Source organism: Paenibacillus sp. FSL W7-1287, from assembly GCF_038004245.1.
GTDB classification, from domain to species: domain Bacteria; phylum Bacillota; class Bacilli; order Paenibacillales; family Paenibacillaceae; genus Pristimantibacillus; species Pristimantibacillus camelliae.
Window position 1 is genome coordinate 3,942,422 of record NZ_JBBORD010000001.1, and the last position, 25,552, is coordinate 3,967,973.

Below are 25,552 nucleotides of genomic sequence, written 5' to 3' on the forward strand. Positions count from 1 at the left end.
CGAAAGTTACATCGGAAGCATTAACTCAGACTTTTTGTATTGATGTGCTTCTCAGCAACAAAAAGTCACTTCGGAAGCTTTGACTAAGCTACAGCGCGTTACTTCGTGATCAAAGTTAGACTTTTTGAGCTACCCTTCCAATAAAGGTTCAAAAAGTTCAGCTTTCAGCACCGAGAAGATTGAAAGAAGCTAGAGATTGAGAAGCGCAGCGTACGTTCTCGGTACGTGAGCATCTGAAAGCTCGGCTGAATTCAATATTCGATGCCGACTACGCCACAACGCGCTACATCGTCATCAAGCCTGTGCTTTTTGAACTACCCTTCCAATAAAGGTTCAAAAAGTTCGGGCTTCAGGACCAAGAAGGTTGAAAGAAGCTAGGGTCTGAGGAGCACAGCGTACGTAGTTGGTACGTGAGCACCGGAAGACCCGGCTGAATTCAAGATTCGACGCCGACTAAGCTACAACGCAGAGCATCGTCATCAAGCCTGTGCTTTTTGAACTACCTCTACTACTCGCCTGCAATTCCTGCTCGTTCGATGCTCTCCACAAAGTACCTCTGCACAAACAAATACAGGATAAGAATCGGAATTACCGACAGCACAACCCCGGCCATCATCTGATTCATAACCGTCGGAGCCATACCTATTGCCCCCGACGAAACACTTGTACTCATTTGATCGGCGGTCATTGAAGCTTTACCATAAAAGCCGTTCATGCGCTGTGCCAGATTGTAGAATGGCGGAAGCCGCAAGTACAGACTTGGCTGGAAGTTGTCGTTCCAGTGCCATACGATCGAGAACAGGAACACCGTAATCATCGCAGGACGTCCAAGCGGGAACATAATCTGCCAGTACGTACGGAAGGCGCCCGCTCCATCGATCCGTGCTGCCTCCTCAAGCACTGCCGGCAAGCGGCGGTAGAACTGGATAAAGATTAATATAAACAGCGCCCCCTGCAAACCATGACCGAAGGCCGCCGGCACAATGAACGGTAAATGCGTATTGATCCAGCCTAGATCGCTAAAAAACATGTATAGCGGTACAACGATCGTCTGTGGCGGAACTAAGAATGTAAAGATCAATAGCACAAACCATAACCCATACAGCGGGAAGCGATAGCGGGCAAAACCGTAGCCAATTAGCGAGCAAGACACGATCTGCAGTAGCGCACTCCCGAGCGAGATGATGGTACTGTTCGATAGACCTTGCCAATACTTCATCTCCGTAAATGCTACGCCGTAGTTATGAAAGTTAAGCTGATGCGGAACCCAGCGAACGGTTGCATCTGCTACATCCCAGGTCTGCATTAACGATTTGGATACCATGTACAAGAGCGGGTACAAGAACACAAAGGATAAGCTTAGCAATACGAAATAATAGAATAAATTGCCGACAAAGCTTTTACTTTTCTTAATCGTGTAAAACTTCACAGCAGGGTTAATTTTATCGCTCACCTTAAGGTTATTTATAAATTGCTGCGGATTCGCCATACGATTACCTGCCTTCCATCGACGATAAGCTTCTTCTAAATAGAAGGAATACAATACCGATCATAATGAAGATCAATACGAAGTAAATCCAGCCTAAAGCAGAAGCATATCCGTAGTTGTTTTCTGCAAACACTCTCTGGTTAATGTAGTCCATGACGCCATTATCTGCACGCGTGAAGGAGCTAACCATCGTAAACAGGGTGTTGACCAAAATCATTGGCATAATCATAGGAAAGGTAATCTTCCAGAAGCTTTCCCATTTCGTAGCCCCGTCACATTTTGCAGCTTCATATAACGCAGGTGAGATCGTCTGCAGTCCCGCTAAGAAGATAAGCGTCTGTACGCCCGCATCCCACATAACCATCGTTAGTGCATCTGCATACGTCAGCAGATTAATGAGCAGATCACCTGGAATGAATAGGCGCAGCATATTGTATAGATCATAATCCAGGAAGATCGGAAGATTCGTCGCACCTTGCTCCATCAGCTTCTTCAACGTCGTACCCGAAGCGATAATAACAGGCAAGAAGAAAATTCCACGGAACAGCATACGCCCTCTAAAATGTCGATTCAATAGCAAGGCACTGGTCATTGCGAAGATCAGCACGAGCGGAACATGCGTCAGCATATTCGTAAATGTGCTTTGCAGCAGCGGCAGAAACTGCACATCTACGGTAAACGCTGCTCGAAAATGCTGCGTCCCCACATACTCAGCAACTAGCCCTGCCTTACTCGGTGATAGATTTTGAAAGGAATAGTAGATGGAGCGTCCAAGCGGTATCGCCATAAACGCCATAAATCCTACAATCCAAAGCATGATGAAGGAATAGCCTTCCATGATGTGACGTTTTCTCATATTCATTTTAAATTTCATGCTGCTTCCTTCACCCCTTACTCCATGTATAGTTCATGCTATCGACCGTTACACCATCCACCGTAACTGCCTCATTGCTGTAGTTGACGATAACCGCAGTTCCATTCGCATAGCTTGTGCGGAACACCTTCGGTGCTAGATACTCATGATTCGTCATCTGCTGGCCAGCGATAGCATCGTACAGCGGCAGCAGCTCTGCATATTCTTCTGCAATCTGCGCAGTCCAGTCTCCAGCATAAGAGCTGAACAGTCTCGTTTCTGCTGTACGGTGCAGCTTGCTGCTAAGCTCGCCAGTCAGCTCTGCACTTGGCAGTGCACCATACTCGATTGCTTTCAAGTATTCTACTTCGGCATCCTCACGCAGGTTGATAGGACCAGCATAGTAAGGCACAAGTCCGTGAACGACGAGCTGATAGAAAGGCACCGCTTCATCTGTATAAATGTAATTGCTGTGGAATAACGGCACATCCTCGATCCGATCAACTAGACCTAGTGCATATGCGTTACCGTATTCAACGGCTACCGATCCGACCTCTTCCTTCACTAGCCTCATGCTTTCGATCCAAGCATTTGCCGCGACCGAACGATCCGTTATCGATGCTTTATCCTCATCTGAGTAGATAAGCTCTCCCATATATTGAAGCTGCAGGCCATCTATCCCGAGTGCTGCAAGATCATCAACCTGCTTCTTCAAGTACTTGTTTAAGGCTTGCTCCGGCTTCAAGTAATGGAAGGTTAGATAATTCTTCGTCCAGCGGTCACTAGGCCAATACATCGTAGCAACAAGCAGCTCACGATCCATTCCGCGAACAGCGTCCTTGCGCTCACTGTATTTGCCCGTTGCTTCAAAAGGCTTCACATAGTTAGCCCGCAAGTAAAGCGGTACACCCTGCTCCTCTGTAAATGCAGTAAGCTTCTTCAATCCGCTCTTGCCGCCAAGCTGCCTTGCAACCTTATGCTGCGGCTGTGCGCCGTACACACCATTCTTCGTCCAGCCTTCATAGGTGGCAACGATATTGCCAACGCCAAGCCCCTTTAAGCTTTCAATGATCTCCTCAGCCTGCTTGAACGTTGTCAGCTTAATAAAGGTGTCTCCGATAATCTCCTCTCGCAATATGCCACCGAACAGCTTAAGCGATAGATTTGGCGCCTGATCGGCTACTGGCGTAACACCTTGCTCCTCTTGCAAATAGCTGCGATAAGCCTTTGCCATGCCGACATAGTTGGCCTCTTCCTTCTCAAGCAGCACATACTGTGCACTGCGATCACCAGCGATCATCGTACCTTGGAAATAAGGAATCATGCCTGAATTACCAATGAAAATAATATCGTTTTTGCGGTACATAAACTCTACGGCGCTGCGGTAAACAGGAATTGCGCGAATGCCCGCAGGGTTAGCGTTAATTTTCGCTTCATATTGACCGTCCTGAACGATGGTCATCGACCCGACGCCATTGCGATATATACCGAACACAGGAAGCGCAATGCTTTCGCGGATTGTATTACCGCGTTTCCCCTCTGCTGACAGCATATCGTGTGTATGAGAGATAAACGTCGTATCGTTGCCATAGATGTATTCCGAGTAGCCCTTCAAGTACTGCTCGTGATTCGTACGGAAGTTAAGCAATGCACCCGAACCATCAGGAATGAGCATTGCCCCTTCATCTGTTTCAAGCGCGCCATTGAAAAACGGCAGCGGCTCCAAGCTCGTCAGTCTTGCCGACCCGCTCTCTACAATGCTTTCGAACGGAATATCGAGCTGCAAGCCACGATCAGTAAGTGTATAGATCATCTGAACAGCAATGCCTTCGGCACCGAAGTTAATATCGAGCACCACTTGATCGCCTTCTACCTTATAGCTCGTTGTCGTTGTACTATCCTTCAGAGAATAGGTCGTCGTAATATCAGAGCCCTCTGTATAACGAAGATGGAGCGGAGAATCGACGAACTTTTTATTGTTTGGCGGCAGTGTAGACGGCACCTGCGGTGCACCTAGCCACTCCGTTCCTGACTGCTTGCTGACGACACGAACATTGCCCGTTGCCTCATCAATGAATAGCTTGAACTTGTCATTGCTCAGCACCTCAGTCGTCGCCGTTACCTTCGAGAGCGTCACTTCGCCACCGACCGGTACTGCTGCTCCACCAATTGCAACGGACCCATCCGTTGCTGGAGCTTGCTCCGTACTACCAGTTGCATCCGACGCCGCAGCGTCAGCTTGCTCTGTGCCACCAGCTGCATCCGATGCAGCTGCGTCCACTTGCTCAGTACTGTTTGTTGCCCCCGCATCCGCTTGCTCTGATGCTGCATCATCTGCCGCTGCTTGATCTCCAGCATCACCTTCTACAGCGGATTCAGCTTGCTCGTTCTCCACTGCAGAAGCTGCAGTGTCGCCTGCTTGCTCTGCATAAATATCTCCAATCGAAGAAAGTGCAGAGGATTGGCTTACGAGGACGACAGCAAGCAGCATAACTAAGATTAGTTTTTTCCAGCCTATGTTTCTTCGCTTCATCTTGCAGTCCCCCTACCCTCTTAGCCTTAATTCTTTAACGATATCGAACAAGAAGTTGACGAACTGATTCGCCAAGCCGAACAACAGAATGCATATAAACCATAAAATAAGTACAGCAATAATACTTAAAAATGTAATAAATAGCGTTTTCGGAAGATCAAAGTTATGAAGCACCTTAACCTTAAGTAGATAAAGCCAGATAACCCATAGATAGATCGCACTCGTCAGTAGATTGACGATGCCGGATTCATCAAGCGCCAAAAACTGAGTAAGCAGCGTAATGGGGATAATGAACACGATGTACGGGACGAGCGCATACGCACTGCCATATACAATCTCTACAAATTTTCCCTCACCATCTAGAATGGCTGAAACGGCCCAATGGGCCACACACCATGTAAACCAAGGCACGAAAATCCAGATCGCTTCCTGTAGAATCGAGATCTGATACGCCTCCCGCGATTCGAAGGCAAATCCTACAAGATAGATCGAGACAACTCGGGCTAGATAGGCGCAAATAATTAACGTGATCGCTTGCCTAATTCGCACCATGCCAGGGTTCTGAATATCCTCAAAAAAGTCGAATGGACGGAACATGATTTTATGGATCATTACAAATGGACTCATACCGTCTCACTCTCCTTTACTAATACGCTTTTCTTCACTGGTACACTTGGCTTCAGCTGTGACTTCTCCTTCACCTTGCGTGCAAGCCAGCGTGACAGCTTCGGAATGTAGATACGAAGCAGGATGAACAGAACAATTACGCTGATCGCAATAACTGCAAAGTTTTCCTTCACGAGCTCCTTGCGATATTCCTTGAACGCCATCGAATAGTCGCCGCGTGCGCTTGCAAGCTTGAAGTATTCCATCGCTTCTTTATATTTCTCTTCCTTATAAAGAGCTTTACCGATCGCTTGGTAGGCCATCTCGAAGTTACTGTTCTGACGAATAACCTCCTGCCACATCGCTTGTGCCTCTTCATAGCGTCCATCTACATACAAGGTTGACGCCTCTTGTACGAGGGTCGCGAAAGGCGTTTTACGGAACACCTCGATGGAGTTGCGTCCACGGTCTACAACGTAAATATTGCCATCGGCAGATTGCGCCAAATCAGCTGGCGTTGTAAACATTCCGCGCTGCTCTCCTACACCGCCGAAGGCGAATAGGAAGTTGCCCAGCTTGTCATACTGGAACACTTTACTTGCCTGTAGATCCAGTGCAGTAATGATCCCATTCTGATCGACAGACACTCCAATGAATGAAGGCATCGAGAATGGACCTGCACTATAAAAATCACCGTATTGTCGCTGGAAGCCCATGTTTAACGTATCGACACCGACAGGTGATAGACGCTTAATCTGATTGAAGTCTTCACCGATCGTCGTTGTATACATAAACCCTTCCTTGTCGATGTCCAAGTTGGAAAACTCTGCTGGACGAACGGTTGCAATTTTTTGCTGCTGTGATTCAGTGGCGATGAGCCGAATGAACAATCTCGACCAGCTGAAGCCAACATGGTTGGCGCCGTAGAAGCCTTTGAACTGTCCGGTCGGATCAAGCTGAATCAAACCTTGCGTATTCCCGTCACTAACGACATACATATAGTCGCGCTTATCAAGAATAATTTTGGAGGGTGAGTAGGAAAACGTCGCACCAATGAGCGGACTTTCCGGCTTCAAAAACTCCTGTTGAAACGTTCCGTCTGCATTGAAGATAACGATACGGCCATTTTTCGTATCCGCTACGTAAATCGTACCGTCTTCCTTCACGTAGACACCCTTCGGCTCGCTAAGCTTGCCTTTGCCATCCGCGTCTCCAATCAAACGTACAAATTGATGCTGCTTATCGAGCTGAACGATGCGGTTATTGCCCGCATCCGCAATATAAATCATGCCATCACTCGTAATAAACAGAGATTCTGGTCGGACAAATGCTCCTGATTCCAGATCAAGCCCTGTTATCGAGCTGTCATACACGAACCCTGCAATAGAGCGTATATCATTGCCTTGCGAATTGATCGTATAGCTTTCATAGGGCGTTGCCGCATGAGCGGTGGAAGCTAGCAAGGCCATAATAAACGCCATCAGCACGAGGATTCGCACTTTTTTTAATGGTTTCATAGCTGCCCTCCTATTCCTTCAAGCCCGAGTGAGCCATCGTCTGAAGCACCATGCGCTGCGTTCCGATAAAGACGAGCAGCGTAGGAATAATCATCAAAAAGCTGGCTGCAGCGAATGTACCCACACGCGCGATCACTCCGGCTCCCCCTTGAATTGTCTGAATAGCAAGCGGCAGAGACTTCATGTTTTCACTCGTTGTATACACCATCGCTGGGTAAGGATCATTCCATGCGCTAATGAAGCTGAACAATGCGAACGTAGCAATGGCCGGCTTCAGCATAGGCATAACGATTGACCAAAATATTTTCCATTCTGACGCCCCATCGATCCGTGCTGCTTCCAATAATGCATCTGGAATCTGACGCAGAAACTGTACCATTAGGAACATTCCTACTGGAGCTGCCAAGTATGGCAGGATCAAGGCAAAGTACGTATTCATCAGACCTGATTTACTCATGATCAAGTACTGTGGAATTTGCAGTACAAGCGGAGAGAACATCAGAGACGCTACGATGAGATCGAAGAAAAACTTTTTGAACACCATATTGTGCTTAGCAAGCGGATAAGCTGCTAGCGCTGAAATAATGACACCACCGCCGACAATACCTGCCGTGACGATAATGCTGTTCACGATATAACGAATAAATGGTACCGCAGATGTTCCTGTAACGAGCAACAGGTCACGAAAGTTAACCATCGTTGGATTCATTACGAAAAATCTTGGCGGGAACAGAAACAGCTCACTAATTGGCTTGAGCGCTGTGGACGCAAGATATACGAGCGGCATAAGCATTAACAACCCAAACGCTGTTAGAAAGGTATAGAGACCAATGCCGCCCCAGTCAATTCTTCTTCTTATGGATCGTAATCGAGACATCATTAATCCCTCCCCAACAGATTAAAGATTAGGCGGTTCAAGCCCATCATCAGCAAGAACAGCACCACTGCAATGGCAGATGCATAGCCCATCTCGAATCGAATAAATGCGTAGTCGAACAGATGCGTCAATATCGTGTGACCTGCATAAAGCGGACTCGGCAAACCAACGAGCTGCACACTAATATCGAATACTTGCAGCGAGGCGACGACCTGCATAACGGCGCCGAACAGCAGCTGCGGCTTAACCGATGGAACGGTAATATACCATAGGCGCTGCCAGCGGTTGCGAATACCGTCAATATCACCCGCTTCATATAAATCAGTCGGTACGTTCTGCAAGCCGGCAAGGAAGGCAAGGAAGCCTACACCCATGCTCATCCATAGCGAAACGATAACGATAACCGGCACGATGGAGCGAATATCCTGTAGGAATAAGAACGGCTCATCAAAAATTCCAAGCTGAATGAGCCAGTGATTGAGCAAACCTTTCCGGTCCCCTGCAAACATATAAAGCCAAACAACGGACATCGCGGTTCCACTGGCAATCGATGGCGTGTAGAAGCATAGCGTGTAGAAAAACCGATATTTCGTTGGAATTTGACTAATTAACCATGCAAGTAAAAACGCCATAATGTAGCCGATTGGACCAGTAATAATCGCAAACTTGAGTGTGATCCCAACAGCCTGCATAAAAATATCATCTTCAATAAAGAGAAGCTTATAGTTGGAAAACCCAATAAAGCGCGGTGATTCTAAAATGTTATAGTACGAGAAGCTTAGCGATACCGAGATAATAATCGGTACGACGATAAAAAGCGTAAACAGGAGCAGGAAGGGCGCTACAAAAAGTAGCGACACCTTACTGCGTTTCACATCAGCCCAGAAGAGCTGCATTTTTTTCTTAAAGCGGGACTCAGAACGGGCCATTACTGCTCCTGCCTGTGTCTCTGTTTTTTCAGCTATCATTCTGTCGTCCCTCCTTGTTCAACATCATCTAGACCAAACTCTTCTCGTTTTTTGGCTAGCTCTTTATCAATTTCCTTAACGCCATCCTCAACCGATTCGCGGACAATTCGACCATTTAGTACGATCTCGTTCCATATATTAGCGATATAACGTGTCGTATAGTAACCACCAAGCACGACCTCGCGCTCACGGAACCATTCCCATTGCTCAAGAATCGCTTCAATATCCTCTGCTTGCCATGGCAAACGCTGCAATGCTTCAACATTGGCTGTATTCCAGCGAGCCTCAACACCAAGCAATGCTTCGAGTTCAGATCCAAAGCGCTCCTGTGCATCGGCGCTAGTCCACCATTTCAGGAATTCCCACGACTGCTCTGGAAACTCCGTATCCTTGAAAATCATACCTGTTTGAGCAAGACCACCCGTTGAACGATTGATCTTACCATCCTCTTGACGCATACCAGGCATTGGCTTCATGCCCCACCAGCCTGTCAGCTCAGGTGCTGCAGTGGATAGTAGAATGTACGTAGAGTAGTCAGCTACACCAATTGGCATCTCGCCCGAGCGGAAGCGGTTATAGAAATCAGCCTGCTTCTCGATCTTGTAGTTCGTAAATAATCCCGTCCACATCCGCATTGCTTCAATAGCCTCTGGCGAATCTAATGCGGACTTGCTGCCGTTCTCGGAATAAAACTCTCCGCCATGCTGGAATAGGAACGGTGCGAATTCATTAATTGCCTGCTTCGTATCATTGATCGCATGCGGATAGAAGAAATCCATACCGTTTTGCTGCAATATAGGAATGAGCTCCATAACGTCTTCCCATGTTTCCGGCATATCCTCTTCCCCATAGCCAAGCTCCGCCATAATGTCTTTGCGATAGAATAGCATGTAGAAGTTTTGATTCTCAGGAAGTGCAAAGTTTCCACCGTTGTACTTATAAGGAATAAGCGCTCCTGGACGGAAGCGTGCAGCTACCTCTTCATAGTCATCGAAGCTGCCTAGATCGATAAGTGCATTACGCACCGCAAAGTCAATCGGCACCTCGCCATCTACACCAAGTGCAACGTCTGGCGCCAGACCTGAGGTGTTAGCGAGCATTAGCACCTGTGACTGGTTGGCAGGGATAACGTTTACATTAACCTTAATGCCAGTTTCCGGTGTAAAGTCTTCATCGATCATTTGCTTAATAATGTCGACCCAGTCACGACCACGCGCAACCCATACATCAAGCACTTCTTCATCATCGCTATAAACAGTACCTACTCCGCCGTAATTTTTTCTAAAGGTTAGCAGTAGATCGCTAATGCTTGTGCCAATACGCGTATAGATCGGTGCAGCAGGTCTTGGCCAATCCTGATCCGGAGATTTCACGATTAAGTAATCCATAAGCAAGCTTTGTTTACTTAAGCCGTTAACCCAGATCCCAAGTGATGATTGTAATTCTCTAAACTGATTCAAACGAGCCGGAATAGAGCGTGTATTCTCAGACATATCAACAAGCACGCCTCTCGCCTCGTAAAGCGTACTAATCTCCGAGCTGCCTTCATCAACACCGAACAATGACAGCATCGTAATCGCATCCTCGATATTCCACGCCATGCTCTGCAGACGCTCTACGATATTCGGAATATTACGATCTAGCTTCCAGTCCGCATTCGGGTCAGGGTTCGTTCCTGTAACTCGAATAACTTCACGTGTCAGCTCAGACATTTTCTGAGATGTATCAGTAACGAGCTCTAGCACCTCGCCAAGATCTCCAACTTGAACCTCCATACGAATCGTGTTCTTGCCTTCATTCAGATAGAACAAGTAATCCTCTTCATTCGATTGGCTGAAGTTGCTAATTTGCCATTCTTGCTTATAAGGGAACGGCACTGAATTCATCTCGATAAATGGCAGCTCACCGTTAATAAAAACTTTGCGCTGCACAGGGAAGCCATTCAGAAACCATTGTCCGAATCTAGCTCCTATATTGTATAAACCACTTTCGGGAACATCGATCTCCCATTCAGCCCATTGACCACCTTCTCGCCAGCTTAAGCCTCCAAAGCTATTAAGCACGATCGCTTCACTATTGAAAGGAACAGTATCAGGCTCGCGGTCTTCTATTCGTTTTAATGTTGGATCAGATCTTAACGTCGCAAGCTCTGTTTGGAACGTTAAATAATGACCTGTCGTTGCTTTAAGGTTGTCTTGTGCATACTGCGCTGCCACGTCCTCGTATGTAGGAATTACTGGCGGTGCATAGACATGAAGCTCACCAATTGCACCAGGCTCACGAATCGCCTCGATACGAATCGTATGCTTGCCTTTGCTAAAGAAAAAACGGAATCCTTGTGCTACTTTAGCCTCTGAATCGATAAAGTCACGATACTGCCATCCGAATACCTCTTGGCGCTTCGGATTGTACTCATTGCCCTGGTTGTCATACCACGGCTCACCATATTCCTGCCACATGCGCTGGAATTCCACTTGCTTTGCTTGATAGAATGGATATTCTCCATCCACTTGAATACTTCTAACTAGACCTGAACGCTTGCCTTCAAGCGCATAATAGTCCATACCGATCATATAGAAGCCGTCCTGAGGAATGTCCACCTCATACTCTACCCAGCTTTTCTCATCGCGTAATGCGATAACATCACCGAACTTACCGTCCAGCTGACGCTCTACCGTTGTACCACTGTCGCTAATTGCGCTGTAATCCATGGAAGGGATCGTAAGATGTATACCCTGAACATCTGTGGCACCTTGACCTACATAACCGTAATAGTATTTGTAATAGGATTGCTCTAGTAACGCACTTGTATTTTCTCCATCTAATAGTGACGCTTCATCCAAATTATCATGGCGTGGCACATCGGCCATTACGTTTTGGTCGAAGCTGCGATTGTTATTCCACCACACTAGCAATGATGCCAGCACGATTAATATCAGTATGGTTCCTGTATACTTTTTCAAAAATCTGACCAAGCTGCTCCCCCCAATCTTAATTTGTTAGCTAATTGCACGGATAAATAATCCGAATCAAGTCGGGGCGACTTGATTCGGATTGTCAGTATCATTGCTTTCGTGTTACTTACCTAGATCAGCCTTAAGCTTAGCAAGATCCTCAGCAAGCATCGATTCAACATCTTCCTTCGCTAACTGAAGCGTTGTACGAGAGTCTACGTTGTTATCAAGCGCATCAAGAATACGAGGCACCCAAATGTTCCAAGCCGCACCATCTAGCGGATTTAGACGTTTTGTAGGGATGTCGGATGCGATCTTCTCATATAGCTTGTAATCCTCTTGACCGCCAAGGAATTCGCTCTTATGACTTGCATACCAATCTTGTTGAGCAATGTCCGTATAACCAGGCTGGATGGAGTACTTTGTCCAAATCTCCCAAGCTGTTTGTGAACGCATTGCCCATTGTAGATATACCCATGCGGCTTCTTTATTCTCAGATTGAGAAGGAATAACGAAGCTTGAACCACCGATTGGGAAGTTAATGTCGAACGGTAGGTTCGTAACTCTCCATTTACCTGCTTGCTCTGGGAAGTTAACCTCTAGGTCACGTGCACCCCAAGAGCCTAGAGCCATACCCATCAATTGACCAGATTGTACAAGCGGCTTACCTTCATCTGTACCGTATGCTAGATGCGGTGCCCAGCCAAGCTGATTGCCGCGTTTTGTGTAGTCAAGAACTTGAACTAGCTTGTCGTTTTCACGAACCCAGCCTAAATTATCATCGAAGTATCCGATCTCGTCACCAGCCCAGTGGATCGGACCATCACGCCATTCCATAACCTGCTTGCCTTGTGCTGCTGCAGCTTGTGCAAGCTGAAGGAAGTTCTCACCGTCTTTAATGAATTCACCAAGCTCTTCTGGATCAGCTGGGAAGCCTAGCTCCTCTACGATATCAGCGCGGTAGTACCAAACCCCAGGCGTAGAATCCCACGGCATACCTAACAGCTGTGTTCCGTCTGGGCTCATCCAGCGCTCCCAGTTGTATGCAGGAACTAGATCTTTATATTTACCAGCGTTATAAGGCTCTGCAAGAAGATCCTCCAACACGCCACCTGTTACATAACGAGTGAAGTTACCCACTTCAACCTCTGCAATGTCAGGTGCACCCGTGCCGCTCGCTAGTGCTGTTTGCAGGTTGTCGTGCAGCTCTGCAAACGGAACGAACACAGTGTTTACTTTAATATTTGGATATTCAGCCATAAATGCTTCTGCTACTTCCTCGAATACATTCTCGTTAAATACCCAAATAGAAACTTCACCAGAAACATCTTTGCCAAAATCCTCTTCGACAGCTGCTGGTGTTTCAGCATCCGTACCACCATCATTTGTCTGCTCAACATTCGTAGGCGTTGATCCTTCATTATTACCGTTGTTTGTCGTTGTACCGGAGTTGCCACCAGAACAAGCAGCTAATACAAGAATCAATGCTAGCAATGCGAATGTCATTTTACTGAATTTTGCAAATCTCATGTCTTTACCTCCTAATTTGTATTTGTTGGAGAAGCTTTAATGTATGACCCCTGATGTATACTAATTAATATAAACATTAACGAAACCATCTTTTTTACGTTACTTTCCAAGCATTTTTGTTAACGAAATCTTTAGTTTTTCTCCATGTGTTTGCAATCGCTTACACATGCGTTAAAAAAAGAAAGTCTCAATTTATGTAGGCTGGAAAGAAAGCGTCACCATAGACGAAAGTGGTTATCGTTTATGTCTATGTTAATAGATTACTTATTTATTAATGATTAGTCAATACATAAACAATAAACTTTCTACTTTTTTTTATTCCATATTAGAGGGGTGGCTCCTGCCCCTATTATAGTAGGCTGTTGTAATAGATCAACCATGCAATAGTAGATGCTCCTAGTCGAATAGTAGAGCAGATGCTACCGTAATAGACCCATGCCTGCATTAGTAGTGCGGATGCTACCTTAGTAGATACAAGCCCGCTTTAGTGAGCAATTGCTACCTTAGTAGATACAAGCCCGCTTTTGTAAGCAGATGATACCTTATTAGATCCAAGCCTGCTTTTGTGAGCAGATGATACCTTATTAGATCCAAGCCTGCTTTTGTGAGCAGATGTTACCTTATTAGATCACCCCTCATGTAGCTCTGTGGCAGCTTTAATTATCGCAATGGCTAAGCTTGTCCTTGCATAGCCATTCGCAAGTATAGGATTACTGGCTCGGCATCAGCCAAGCCAGTAATCATTCTTCTGCTGCTTATTCTTAAGCGGCATACTCCTCTACCTCTAACCCTCAGCAATCAGCCTGCATCCTTTACGATTGCAACTTTTGTCTCGCATTTTATGATGTTAATTTGCCTTTTATATTACCTCATAAGTCAAGTCATCTCTTCAATTAACATCTATCTAGCATTCTACTACTAGCGTTCCAGCTCCCACACGACGGTCTGAACAGCATGCGGCGGCAGCTTAAGCAGTGCCTTGCCGTCTTTAATATTACCCTTTGCATTAACAGGTACGATAAGCTCTGCATTCTTCTTATTCACATTAGGAGTGTGGAGCAGCTCTTTATCGCCCGTCAAAGTCGTCAATGCAAATTGTTCTTTTACATCCAGCTCAGTTAGATCGATGGTGACCGATTTGGCAGTCGGATCAGCATTCACAAGCTTCATATATAGATGAGTTTCATCGCGTGTCACGGAGTAGAACACCTCATCATTATAAGCCTCCAGCTTGTACGTGCTATCAAATCGATAGCTCTGTTCATCCAGCTTGCGGTGACGGCAGCTCAGCTGATCGCCGTGCTCTCCACCATACACCACGCTATAGCTGTACGTAGTATCAGACTCTAGCTGCTCATCATAGGCAGCTCGCATATTGCCCGCCATCGTGCTTGACGCAAAATCTCCAAGCGTATATGCCTCAATTCCTTGCTTGAACACCTTGATTCCAGTCGCTTTTCCGTCCTGTCCAGCTACATATTCAATGACATCGTGCTTAGAGCTGTTCGGATTCTGCAAGCCAACGCCGACATACAGTCCATCATCACTCGTGACATGATGTGCAATAACATCGACCTGCACCCCGCTCCAATTCACATCGAGATATAGCCCCGTGCGTTTGTGTCCGTTCGGCTTAAGCGTTACACCGACACCTTCCTCCCACATAGACGAATCGCTGCCAGTAAGCCAGCGCCACTGCTTTGCAAGCTGCTGCGTAAAGTCCTGTTCAAAAAGCAGCTCTCCGTTATGTGATCTAATCGCGATTGACTTCAGCACAACATGTCCAGCTGCTGTCGATAGAGAAATGCCTCCCTCTGGCTTCAAGCGAACCTTTTTACCGCGACGATACGTATAGTAGTCACTTGGAACAGTTTCTGTACCGATATTCGAAGCAAACATCGTCTGCACATAGTAGTTAGGTGTAAACCATATATCTGTATCATCAAACCAAATGCAGTCCGGCGTCCAGCGGTATGAGCCGTCGGTCAGCACCTTATTGAACAACGGTGCATAAGCAGCTAATCGCACAACATCGGCATTGTTTTCGAAGCCAGTCATAATCGCTGCTTCAGCAATCGCTCCTGCCAATGTGTTTTTATCGTTTGATGCATATTCACCTACAAATACCTTAGAGGTTAATCGTTCATCCAGCTGCCCCTGCTCATCGTACGCACGGAAATAATAATTGTAGCGATCAGCGTTGCGCAGCAAATAATCGTTCGAGCGATAATAGTGCTCGTCAACAATTGTATCCATATAATTCGACTGCTCGCTGTACCACTCTACTGTTTCCACGATTCGCTCGCTTCCATCAGTAAATGCGATCGTCTCAGAGCCCTTGTATTGTCCACGCAAAAACTTCCATCCCTGCTGATAAGCGTCATCGTCTGCCTGTGCTCCGACTGTAGATATAATGATCAGCTCACGACCTGGATAATGCTTCTCCATGTAAGCGTCGATTGCCGTTTTGAACACTTCAAAATTTGCAAAAAACTCTGTCCCCCAGTTTTCGTTGCCGACACCGAGATAACGTAGATCGAACGGCTCTGGATGACCCATCGTCGCCCGCAGCTTTGCCCATTCATTTCCTTCAAAGTCCTCGCTAATTGCGAAATCTATTAAATCTGTAAAGTTTTTAATATAGTAATCTCTTAATGCACCGCCAGCAGGATTCGCATAATCACTGCGCGCCTGACAGAGCACACCGCATGCCATAACCGGCAATGGTGTAGCATTAAGATCCTCTGCCAGCTGGAAGTATTCCATGTAGCCGAGCCCAAGCGTCATCATATAGCCCCAAACGTTAAAGTTCTCCTTGCGAACTTCAATCTCGCCAACTGACTGCTTCCAATCATATACGTTCTCCCATACATGCGAGCCCTCTGAGATACAGCCGCCAGGGAAGCGTAGAAACTTCGGCTTCATATTTTGCAGTGCGACAACCATATCCTTGCGTAAGCGATAGTTGCTGTTACCGCTATAGTTGCGATGAGCCGATGGCGAGCCTTCCTCTTCCTGTGCTCCCCATACCTTTTCTGGGAATAGCGAAACCATATCAATCGACGTCTCATCACTGAACGTAATTGCCAGCTGACCAAGCACCGTTTCTGTCGCTGTCAGTGTTAGTGGCAGCTCGACGCCGTACTTGCGCCAATTTCCATCAGAATCGATCTGCAGCTCCAGCTCTTCACTGATCGCTTTGCCCTCTGCGTCCTGCAGTACAATATGCAGATTGGTGGAATTAACTGAGTAAGCCCATATGGTAAAGTTGTAGCTGTCTCCAGCGATAAAGGACATCGCGCAATGATGATTGCTGTCATTGAAGCCCTTATTAATAAGCGTAGCACCCGCAGGTGCGGTAATATAGGTATTATTCACTTCAGCGTCCGTCAGCTTAAAGTACTCATTAAGTCCGCCTTCGCTGCATACCTCCACTCGATCAACATCGCCGTACCAGCCCTCTAGAGGATTACGTCTGCGGCCAGTGGAGTGACCGTGCTCACCGCATACGTGAGAGAAGCTATCGAAGCTAAACGCCTCAAAGCTGCGATTGCGGACAAGCTCTGCATAGATACCGCCATCGGCAGCGTTGTTAATATCCTCGTAGAACAAACCATACATAACAGGACTGACCTGTTCTGATTTGCCATTAGGCTTAAGGACGATTTCATATGGAACAGTAGACGCTGGAAGCACTGTTAGCTCCATCGAGGTCTGATAGCTTGCTGCTCCTCTAGTTAATGCTGCTGTAAGCGTAATGGCCTGCGGCTTTTCTAGTTGTGTATTAATGATGCCTCGATGAGATAGAGCCTCTGGGTTAGAGGAAGTCCACTCTACCGTAACGAGTCCTTTCAATAGTTCCTCAGGTAGCTCTAGCGATTCAGTCACGATAGAGGTTGGCAGCGTAATGTCGATCTGTCTTGCAAGCTCGATAATTTGCTCATCGCTTAATGTTTCGCACATTAGCTCGATGACCTGCTCATCAGACAAAGTCGCTGCATACAATCTGAAGTCAGAAATCGCCCCTCTAAAATCTTGATCGGCTGCAAATTGGGAATGACCAATATAATTTTGGCGATACCCTTCGCCTTCGAGCGTAGCAAGCCACTGCCGATAAGCAAGATATGTGCCACTCGAGGTTTGACTAATCGTCCCATCGACGACAAGCTGCCCGTTCAAGTAAAGCTTTGGACCAGCCTTGCTTTCCGTCGCGCCATTTGTACCGCTTACAACTAACGCAACGTGAATCCACTCACCAACTGGAAGCTGCTTATTGTAGTCTACTGCAAGATCGGAGCCGTTAAAGCATACACCTCGCAAATTCCGCGTCAGGAACATATACGGTCCCTGCGGTCCTTCACCGAAGTCAAAAATTCGTTCCCATACACTTTGTCCCGGCTCTAAATAAATCCAGCTCGCAACCGTTAGTCCTGTATAGTCATTAACCTCAGCCAGTATCCCCGCTGGAAGCTGTAAGTAGCCACTTCCATGCACGCCTCCTTCAAATACGATCGCTGGTCTGCCCTTCAACTGTTTAGCCGCAACCTTTCCGTAAACGGTTGCATGATTGTCCAAACCAGAACAATCGGAGCCAGCTTGCGCTTGAGCCTGTGTTTGTGTTTGTGCCACAGCTCCTTGCGAAGCATCGGCTCTTTCACTTGCCAACACCTCCGCTTTTTGCGCTGCATCGGTTGTTGCTTTTTGTGCCGCATCGGTTGTTGCTTTATTCGCAGCTTCGGCTGACAAACCAACTCGTTCATCCGTTGTCTTAGCATAATGTAATATCAATCGTTGCTGTATGTGTACATCTGTCACAAGACCACCGCCAATCCTCATTATTATTAATAAATTAATTAAATATTAACCTTTATGCGAATCAGTTTAACCTACACCGTCCCTTTTTTCAATAGTTGAATGAAGAAAAACACCTTTATGTATAGGTTTTTGCCTGTTTTCTATCTGTTTTTAAATTAAACACTAGACAAAGCAGTAGGTTTGTGTGATATTAATATTATTGTAAATACTTAATGTTTTTATTAACTAACTTACTATGAGGAGGATTGATTTTACCCTATGTCTACCACTGAGTACGTAAACCCGATTATTCCTCAGCGAGCTGATCCTTGGATTTATAAACACACAGATGGTTACTATTACTTCACTGGATCGGTGCCAGCCTATGATTGTATAGAGCTGCGTAGAGCAACGACGATCAATGGTCTTGCAGATGCTGAGCCTGTTGTATGCTGGAAAAAGCATGATTCTGGTCTAATGAGTGCGAACATTTGGGCCCCTGAAATTCATTATATTGATCAAAAGTGGTACATCTACTTTGCCGCTGCACGCACAACAGAAACTAACGATGGCTTATTCGATCACCGTATGTTTGCACTTGAGTGCGAGGCAAGCAATCCACTTGATGGTCCTTGGGTTGAGAAAGGTCAAGTTAAAACAAAATGGGAGTCTTTCTCTTTAGATGCTACAACGTTCGAGCATCATGGTGTTCGTTATTATGTATGGGCACAAAAGGACCCGAGCATTAAAGGAAATTCTAATCTATATATCGCACCGATGGCTAACCCATGGACAATCTCAGATCAACAAGCGTGCATCTCTACCCCAGAATATGATTGGGAGAAAATCGGCTTCCTTGTGAATGAAGGTGCAGCCGTTATTAAACGAAACGGAAGAATCTTCATTACTTATTCTGCAAGCGCTACAGATCATAATTATTGTATGGGCTTGCTGTGGGCAGATGAGAACAGCAACTTGCTTGATCCTGCTTCTTGGCACAAATCACCTGCTCCAGTCTTCACTACACATGAAGAGCATTCCATGTTTGGTCCTGGACATAACAGCTTTACTGTTGCCGAGGATGGAGAAACAGATATACTTGTTTATCATGCCCGCGACTGTAAGGAAATGATTGGAGATCCGCTGTATGTACCAAACCGCCATACTTGCGTGCAGCCTATAAAATGGACGCCATCAGGCTTCCCTGACTTTGGCAAGCCGTTAGCTAAGTCATCAATTCCATTAGCAGCAGGTGTAAAAGCCTAGCGAATATCGACATACCGCTCGCTATGATCTAAAAGTTACAGCTCTATCAACATTAGTTGCATAGGTATATGATTAGATAGTAGCTTAAAGCATTGAACAGTCTTCTATTGATTGTTAAATTATAGCTTTTACGTTGAGATTAGTTTGATTGTTTAGGCTAGCATTATTTAATGATAGGTCTAGCTATCTAGTACCTCTCGTTAACACATTAGCTCGGTCCTCTGCTTATTGTAAAAGCAGTGGTCCGGGCTTTTTTATTCATAAGCGTATATCATGGAAAGCAAAAAAGCATGCGCAAGGGCCATTGAAGCGAATATCGCTCAATTTATGGCCTATGCTCATGCTTAGTTGTCGTTGTGCCATTGCTTAAACAATGCAAGAGATTCATGAGATTGATTTATTTATTCGTTTTAGAGGAAGCCTGCAATTCCTGTACTTCCATATCTGTTAGCTTGCGATCATAATACAGCTTGAACACGATGTCTTGGTTATAGTTACCGAACCCGCTACCAAACAAGGTAACGCCCCCAACATTCTCTGCATCCTCGAGAACTGAGATTCTAAACTTCCACTGCGTTATTTCCAGATCAAGATCAGATAGCTTGACCTCGGAAATTTTCGTTCCATCTATAAAAGTACCCTCTTGGTTAATTTTTAGCACCTTGAGTAGTCCGTATTGGTTAATTTCGTCCCACCACCAATCAGGTGTATAACGTCCACGCTGCTTGTCGCCACCAAAGTCACCAGGACTCGTCCACATTCCAAGATCGATTCCATTCAAATTAAACGTAATATCCGACGGCCAGTTTTCGTTAGCAAAGGGTGCCTCAGACGAGATTTCCATTGAGATTTCCAGCTCAACAGGAATCTCATTTTTATTCAAATAGTTGGCTAATCGATACTCAACATAGCCTTGACCGAACCAAAGAATTTTCGCATTTACTCGCTCTGGCTCAAGAAATGCACGAGGTTCATCGAACATTCCAATCACCTTTACTGTAGTTGCTAATCCGCAAGTTGGTGTAACCTCAAAATCAGTGTAGTGACCGACCGAAACTTCCGTCACGTGGCAGTCACGATATACGCTTTCAACCTTCGGCGGAAAAATAATTTCGATAGAATCGGTAACTAGTGTACAAACCTTCTTAGCGCCACCCTTACCTGGTTGCATGGAAGACTTAATAATGCCTGCACGCTCAAGCTTTTTCACATGCATCGTCATAATCGCACTACTTAATCCCATAGCATCAGCAAGCTCTTTTATATTCATGGATTTCACTGCCAACAAACGAATCATCTCGATACGCACATTACTTGCCAACGCCTCATACACGGGCAAGGAATGCTGTGAAATGTCTATTTTCATATTAACCACCCTATTAATATACTTATTAACAATAATAACATAATTAAGTATAACATAAATCATTTCTTTGTAGTTCTTTTTGAGCATATGTCCAATTTGTTATGTATCAGCAGGTTAAAACAAACAACAGACTATATTTTTCTATTCTGTCTGTCATCCTAAAATACTATGTAAATCAATTTAACTATATAATGCTGTAATAAAGAAACAGATCGCCGTAATAAACGATAAAGGTGTCATTACAAGCTTTTCTTTTTTACTTTTAGAAATAGCATTCATAGCGGTATTAATAATGAGATAAAACGCAAAGAAGTAACATGCGCCTTTAGCAAATGAAGCTATTGCTTCAATAGAAATCACGTGACCTGCTTGGAGTATACAGAGGATGGCAAACAACTGAACAAATACCGAAATTACAATAGCAAATCTCATATTTTTCGGCATGACTTTGTGCTTCCCGCCCATTGCTAGCTCCCCATATGGTAAACCTAAAGCTAACAGTATGTACAATATAGCAACTGCGAAAAACAATATGCTTCCAATCCATGCTGCTATCATATTAACCTCCTAAAAAGTGGATATGTTAAGCACAGTCTTACTATTTGATTACTTATATGGGACGTCTGGAGTCAATTTATCTCAATTCTCGTTAACTTACTTGCGACTGGAGCGCATAGTTCTCAGCTCTCTTCTTGACAACTTACTTGCGACCGAACGCATAGCTCTCAATTCTCGTTAACTTACTTGCGATTGGAGCACATAGTCCTCAGCTCTCTTCTCGACAACTTACTTGCGACTGAACGCATAGTCCTCAATTCTCGTTAACTTACTTGCGACTGGAGCGCATTGCTCTCACATGCTTCATCCTTTCATCATTTTTTAATGCGTGATACTCAGCGGAATCAACCGCATATAATGCCAGCTTTCCTTCGGCATTGTGATGTATTCCCCAGCCATAACGCTTACCTAGGGCTGAGGTTCGAAGGCACGGTTGACCTTTAGAAAAGAACTTTTCCCGTTCTTCCTCTCTACGTTCAACGGGAATGTTGTTGCGATGGGCATATACCTCGAATAATACGTCCTCTTGTGTATACGTGTAAGGCTGTTCAGCTATCATTTCATATTGAAGTACTGCAATGGTTTTCGTAGTTTCATCTTTTGCTACTGGAATTTGTCCAGCCGTCACTGGACAATCCTCTGCAACTTCAACAAACATATTGTAGTGATTGTGATCCTTTCTCATTCAAGCTCCTCCTTCTAATTCGTTACTTTGTTAACACCAATATAAAGCTATTGTTGTTCTTCTATTTCATTACCATTGTAGTCACTTCACTTGGCGCCTAATTCCCTACCACTGCACATGCTTCTCTTGACCATCTAATAGAAAGCTTACACCGCCATTGCGATTACTCCCGAAAGAAGCTTGTTCTGTAGGCTTACTCTCAAAGGTCATCGAGTATGTAGCGCCCGATCTAGGCTCTAGAGTCACTTGCCTATACTGAATTTCAATAGCGGGGTAATCACTTGTTCGTTCATACACTCTCTCCAGTATTGGTTTTATGTTTACCACTACCTTTTCCTTTCCGTAATTAAATAACTGAATCGTACAACGATACGATACAATCCCTTCATTTGTCGTATAGCTGCAGCGATAATCTTTTTTCGAATAATCAAGTACGGCTAATCCAGTGTCGTTTACATGTACAAGCATTAGCGCCCACTTTGTCACGAGAGGAAAAAGTATAAACAATAATATACAAGCGACTACGACTTTTCTTGCCACTTTATTATATTTTTTTCTAAAGTGACGAATTACAAGATTGCCGCATAATAAGGTTAAGATCAACCCTAATACGACTGAATAATGTAAGCCCTGATCTCCTCTACTCCACGCTGGAAGTCCAAACCATCGAAAGATATGATCCCCAAAATTCAGTCCACGATGGTCAACCATAAGAAATAACAACGAAATGAATAGCAACATACTATAAATCCATGCCTTTCTTCTCCACACCAACGAGCACCCCTCCTTGTAGATGAAAACTTAAGCATATCCATGTCTGTTTCTCTATATATCCATAAACTAACCCTATATTGAAGTCATCGATTGTATAGTTACATTTGAAGACATATGTTGTAATGTGTGTCCCCTAGACCAAAAAACACCTACCTCAGATGTTTGGAACTGACCCCCGTTTTTGAGACAGGGATCAAAACACCTTCTATGCAACCAGTTTCCGAAATTCAATCGGAGACTGGTTATTTAGTTTCGCTTGAATGCGAAAATGGTTATAATAATAAATATATTCTCTGACTGTCTGTTCAACGATTGCAGTCGTCGTACAGGTCAAATGGTCGAGATAGAATGTTTCGCACTTTAGAGAGGCGTGAAACGATTCAATGGGGGCATTATCAGCGGGTGTACCTTTACGGGACATGCTCATGGTAATGCCTTTTTGTTTTACCGCATCTTGGTAAGTATTCGATGTGTATACCGAACCTTGATCGCTATGTAATAAACAATCGGAGGGTAACTCTGGAAGCTGATTCAGTGTATCAAGTACACATTCTGTATCTTGTTTCGAACGGATGGTATAGGCAATGATTTCACCGTTATACAAGTCTTTAATACTCGAAAGATACAACATCTGCTGTCCAAATGGCAAGTAAGTAATATCCGTAACGAGTTTCTGAAGGGGACGTTCTGCCTTGAATTCACGTTTAAGTATATGTTCTGCCACGGTGGATGGTTGTCCAATTAGGTTGCGTTTCTTAGGCTTTACACGGCATTGTAAGCCATATTGCTGCATAATACGTTGTACAACTTTGTGATTCACATGAATGGTCCGATTGATCAACGCTGTAATTTTACGATAACCTAATCTAAATTTATGTGACATACAGTACTGACGAATAAGCATAACAAGTGTTTCATTTTGCTCGCTCTTCTGATGTTTCTTCCAACGATAATACGTCGCTCTTGATATGTTTAATATCTCACAAACTAGTTTAACAGGCAGCTCTACATGATGTTTGATAAAGCTAGTGGCTACCTCTCTATCCACGTCCTTTCCCACGCTTTGTACTTTTTTAGCACGTCTATTTGTTGCTTTAAGAACCGAATCTCTGCGTGTAATTTTTCCGTTTCAGAAGCAAACTCCGGACCTTTTCCATACGAATATTGTTTCCCTACAGGCTGATCTAAACGGTGAAGCTGACCCTCACGATACCATTTCATCCATATTTTTAGTTGACTTCTATTTCGGATGTTCAGTTCTTCCATCACTTGTTTAACAGGGAACCCCTGAAGTCTCATTTCTATTGCTTTCATTTTAACTTCAACAGGATAACTTACTCTTGTGCTCATAAAAAATACACCTCCAAGTTGTACTCATATCTTACGACATGATTTACATTTCTTGAAGGTGTTTTGATGTGTCTCACGTTATGGGGGCAGTTCCTTTGATCTAGGTAGGCGTTTTGTAAGTGTATTCTATGTAATTATTTCTTCCTCAAAAATTGATCTAGCTTCATCCATGTTTCTGTTATGCCTGTAACGAGCCCCATTTTTAGCACGGAGTCTAGCTCTTCCTGAGAAGGATAACGAGCCTCGCTTTTTACACGTGTAAATTTCGCTTGATCCTCAAACTCTAACACAACGATCGATTCTGGAAGACTTGGATCGATCTCGCCAGCCTCATTCGAGAAGCAATCTCGGTACACGATGCGATTCGGCTTGTCCATCTCGACATAGATCGCTTTCCCCCAGGATTGTTGCCCTACGTACTCCTTGCTTTTGTCCGTGCACGTCATGCAGAAATGCCAATATCCGTCTGGCTTTGCATCAATCTCACAAAAGGTTAGCTCCCAACCGTTCGGGCCCCACCATTCTTTAAGCTGCTCAGGATCAATAAAAGCTTGGAACACTTCCTCCCGTGAAGCTGGAAATACTTGCTCTAAAAACAACGATTGCCCTTTAACCTTGGAGCTAATCTTACCTAGCTTTGCTCTCGAAAACATCTATTCATCTCCTCTTAGACGTATATGCTAATCCCATCATAACGAATAAGGTCAGGTTAACGCAAATGTATGTTATATGACGGCTCGAAAAGCGGCTACGAAAACTGCTAGAGCTAGATCGATGCTGCTGCAGACGGGTTTGGATGGTTTTTCATACTAAACGTGGTGGTTGTGCGAAATTTAGAGGCATTTTGGGTGGTATTTCATATAAAATGCGGTGGTTGGGCGCTATTTAGATGGTTTTTGGGTGGTTTTTCATATAATACGTAGTGGTTGGGCGCTATTTCGTGTGCTTTGGGTGGTTTTTCATACAAAACGTAGTGGTTACTCGCAATTTCGAGCGTTTTAGGTGGTTTTTCATATAAAATGCGGTGGTTACTCGCAATTTCGAGCGTTTTAGGTGGTTTTTCATATATAACGTAGTGGTTGGGCGCTATTTCGTGTGCTTTGGGTGGTTTTTCATATAAAGCGCGCTGGTTATTCACTACCTCGAGTGTTTTGGGTGGTTTTTCATACAAAACACAGTGGTTGTGTGCTACTTTGATGGTTTTTGGATGGTTTTTCACACAAAACGGTCCAGTTACTCACTATTTCGAGCGTTTTAGGTGGTTTTTCATACAAAACGTAGTGGTTGTGTGCTACTTTGATGGTTTTTGGATGGTTTTTCACACAAAAAGTGGCGGTTGTACGCTATTTCTTGTGATTTGGGTGGTTTTTCATACAACATGTTCCTCCTTCCCGCTACTTCGAGCATTTTGGGTGGTTTTTCACACAAAACG

The 25,552-nt window shown here is 44.8% G+C and carries 18 protein-coding genes; 1 reads left to right on the forward strand and 17 read right to left on the reverse strand.

From position 1 onward, the window contains the following. Window positions 1–508 precede the first annotated feature (508 nt). The 10 genes from NSQ99_RS17835 to NSQ99_RS17880 form a co-directional block, all read right to left on the reverse strand. A complete protein-coding gene (locus NSQ99_RS17835) occupies window positions 509–1,489 on the reverse strand; it encodes a carbohydrate ABC transporter permease (protein ID WP_340838228.1) in 981 nt (326 codons plus the stop codon). A 4-nt stretch (window positions 1,490–1,493) separates the two neighbouring features. Beyond that, the gene (locus NSQ99_RS17840) at window positions 1,494–2,351 is read right to left on the reverse strand and encodes a carbohydrate ABC transporter permease (protein ID WP_340838230.1); all 858 of its coding nucleotides are present in this window, start codon (window positions 2,349–2,351) and stop codon (window positions 1,494–1,496) included. A 22-nt stretch (window positions 2,352–2,373) separates the two neighbouring features. Further along, window positions 2,374–4,875 (reverse strand): DUF5696 domain-containing protein, encoded by a 2,502-nt coding sequence (locus tag NSQ99_RS17845; protein ID WP_340838231.1) that lies wholly within the window; start codon window positions 4,873–4,875, stop codon window positions 2,374–2,376. A gap of 12 nt (window positions 4,876–4,887) precedes the next feature. Next, window positions 4,888–5,502 carry a Yip1 family protein gene (locus tag NSQ99_RS17850; protein ID WP_251667589.1) on the reverse strand — a complete coding sequence of 205 codons (615 nt, stop codon included), beginning with the start codon at window positions 5,500–5,502 and terminating at the stop codon, window positions 4,888–4,890. Further along, window positions 5,499–6,998 carry a hypothetical protein gene (locus NSQ99_RS17855; protein WP_340838235.1) on the reverse strand — a complete coding sequence of 500 codons (1,500 nt, stop codon included), beginning with the start codon at window positions 6,996–6,998 and terminating at the stop codon, window positions 5,499–5,501. The genes NSQ99_RS17850 and NSQ99_RS17855 overlap by 4 nt, the downstream gene beginning before the upstream one ends. Before the next feature lie 10 nt (window positions 6,999–7,008). After that, window positions 7,009–7,878 (reverse strand): carbohydrate ABC transporter permease, encoded by an 870-nt coding sequence (locus NSQ99_RS17860; protein WP_251667587.1) that lies wholly within the window; start codon window positions 7,876–7,878, stop codon window positions 7,009–7,011. Beyond that, window positions 7,878–8,843: a carbohydrate ABC transporter permease gene (locus NSQ99_RS17865; protein WP_251667586.1), complete on the reverse strand. Its 966-nt coding sequence runs from the start codon at window positions 8,841–8,843 to the stop codon at window positions 7,878–7,880. Before NSQ99_RS17865 ends, NSQ99_RS17860 begins: the two co-directional genes overlap by 1 nt. After that, complete coding sequence (locus NSQ99_RS17870; protein WP_340838237.1) at window positions 8,840–11,818, reverse strand: extracellular solute-binding protein; 2,979 nt, start codon at window positions 11,816–11,818, stop codon at window positions 8,840–8,842. Before NSQ99_RS17870 ends, NSQ99_RS17865 begins: the two co-directional genes overlap by 4 nt. Before the next feature lie 102 nt (window positions 11,819–11,920). Next, window positions 11,921–13,327 (reverse strand): ABC transporter substrate-binding protein, encoded by a 1,407-nt coding sequence (locus NSQ99_RS17875; protein ID WP_340838239.1) that lies wholly within the window; start codon window positions 13,325–13,327, stop codon window positions 11,921–11,923. 918 nt (window positions 13,328–14,245) lie between these two features. Further along, window positions 14,246–18,163, reverse strand: a complete 3,918-nt coding sequence (locus NSQ99_RS17880) for an alpha-L-arabinofuranosidase C-terminal domain-containing protein (RefSeq protein ID WP_340838242.1) — start codon at window positions 18,161–18,163, stop codon at window positions 14,246–14,248. A gap of 237 nt (window positions 18,164–18,400) precedes the next feature. Between NSQ99_RS17880 and NSQ99_RS17885 the strand changes: the two genes are divergently transcribed. Further along, the gene (locus NSQ99_RS17885) at window positions 18,401–19,387 is read left to right on the forward strand and encodes a glycoside hydrolase family 43 protein (protein WP_251667582.1); all 987 of its coding nucleotides are present in this window, start codon (window positions 18,401–18,403) and stop codon (window positions 19,385–19,387) included. 397 nt (window positions 19,388–19,784) lie between these two features. Here the strand turns inward: NSQ99_RS17885 and NSQ99_RS17890 are convergent, their stop codons facing one another. The 7 genes from NSQ99_RS17890 to NSQ99_RS17920 form a co-directional block, all read right to left on the reverse strand. After that, window positions 19,785–20,753: an ArsR/SmtB family transcription factor gene (locus NSQ99_RS17890; protein WP_251667581.1), complete on the reverse strand. Its 969-nt coding sequence runs from the start codon at window positions 20,751–20,753 to the stop codon at window positions 19,785–19,787. A gap of 180 nt (window positions 20,754–20,933) precedes the next feature. Next, entirely contained in the window at window positions 20,934–21,311 is a 378-nt protein-coding gene (locus tag NSQ99_RS17895) for a hypothetical protein (RefSeq protein WP_251667580.1), read from the reverse strand. Between the two features lie 268 nt (window positions 21,312–21,579). Then, window positions 21,580–21,996: a DUF6157 family protein gene (locus NSQ99_RS17900; RefSeq protein WP_340838245.1), complete on the reverse strand. Its 417-nt coding sequence runs from the start codon at window positions 21,994–21,996 to the stop codon at window positions 21,580–21,582. Window positions 21,997–22,101: 105 nt separating this feature from the next. Next, the gene (locus NSQ99_RS17905) at window positions 22,102–22,770 is read right to left on the reverse strand and encodes a hypothetical protein (protein WP_251667578.1); all 669 of its coding nucleotides are present in this window, start codon (window positions 22,768–22,770) and stop codon (window positions 22,102–22,104) included. A 205-nt stretch (window positions 22,771–22,975) separates the two neighbouring features. Continuing rightward, a protein-coding gene (locus tag NSQ99_RS17910) for an IS3 family transposase (RefSeq protein ID WP_340836217.1) occupies window positions 22,976–24,120 on the reverse strand; the annotation gives its coding sequence in 2 pieces (ribosomal slippage) (window positions 22,976–23,847 and window positions 23,847–24,120; 1,146 coding nt in all). Between the two features lie 134 nt (window positions 24,121–24,254). After that, window positions 24,255–24,773 carry an SRPBCC family protein gene (locus NSQ99_RS17915; RefSeq protein ID WP_251667577.1) on the reverse strand — a complete coding sequence of 173 codons (519 nt, stop codon included), beginning with the start codon at window positions 24,771–24,773 and terminating at the stop codon, window positions 24,255–24,257. Window positions 24,774–24,976: 203 nt separating this feature from the next. Further along, window positions 24,977–25,339: a hypothetical protein gene (locus NSQ99_RS17920; RefSeq protein ID WP_340838246.1), complete on the reverse strand. Its 363-nt coding sequence runs from the start codon at window positions 25,337–25,339 to the stop codon at window positions 24,977–24,979. Between the last annotated feature and the right edge of the window lie 213 nt (window positions 25,340–25,552).

What these genes read in the sequence shown, in the direction of transcription:
- NSQ99_RS17835 (WP_340838228.1), bottom strand. Translation starts at nt 1,489, where the DNA reads ATGGCGAATCCGCAGCAATTTATAAATAACCTTAAGGTGAGCGATAAA.
- NSQ99_RS17840 (WP_340838230.1), bottom strand. Translation starts at nt 2,351, where the DNA reads ATGAATATGAGAAAACGTCACATCATGGAAGGCTATTCCTTCATCATG.
- NSQ99_RS17845 (WP_340838231.1), bottom strand. Translation starts at nt 4,875, where the DNA reads ATGAAGCGAAGAAACATAGGCTGGAAAAAACTAATCTTAGTTATGCTG.
- NSQ99_RS17850 (WP_251667589.1), bottom strand. Translation starts at nt 5,502, where the DNA reads ATGAGTCCATTTGTAATGATCCATAAAATCATGTTCCGTCCATTCGAC.
- NSQ99_RS17855 (WP_340838235.1), bottom strand. Translation starts at nt 6,998, where the DNA reads ATGAAACCATTAAAAAAAGTGCGAATCCTCGTGCTGATGGCGTTTATT.
- NSQ99_RS17860 (WP_251667587.1), bottom strand. Translation starts at nt 7,878, where the DNA reads ATGATGTCTCGATTACGATCCATAAGAAGAAGAATTGACTGGGGCGGC.
- NSQ99_RS17865 (WP_251667586.1), bottom strand. Translation starts at nt 8,843, where the DNA reads ATGATAGCTGAAAAAACAGAGACACAGGCAGGAGCAGTAATGGCCCGT.
- NSQ99_RS17875 (WP_340838239.1), bottom strand. Translation starts at nt 13,327, where the DNA reads ATGAGATTTGCAAAATTCAGTAAAATGACATTCGCATTGCTAGCATTG.
- NSQ99_RS17880 (WP_340838242.1), bottom strand. Translation starts at nt 18,163, where the DNA reads ATGAGGATTGGCGGTGGTCTTGTGACAGATGTACACATACAGCAACGA.
- NSQ99_RS17885 (WP_251667582.1), top strand. Translation starts at nt 18,401, where the DNA reads ATGTCTACCACTGAGTACGTAAACCCGATTATTCCTCAGCGAGCTGAT.
- NSQ99_RS17890 (WP_251667581.1), bottom strand. Translation starts at nt 20,753, where the DNA reads ATGAAAATAGACATTTCACAGCATTCCTTGCCCGTGTATGAGGCGTTG.
- NSQ99_RS17895 (WP_251667580.1), bottom strand. Translation starts at nt 21,311, where the DNA reads ATGATAGCAGCATGGATTGGAAGCATATTGTTTTTCGCAGTTGCTATA.
- NSQ99_RS17900 (WP_340838245.1), bottom strand. Translation starts at nt 21,996, where the DNA reads ATGAGAAAGGATCACAATCACTACAATATGTTTGTTGAAGTTGCAGAG.
- NSQ99_RS17915 (WP_251667577.1), bottom strand. Translation starts at nt 24,773, where the DNA reads ATGTTTTCGAGAGCAAAGCTAGGTAAGATTAGCTCCAAGGTTAAAGGG.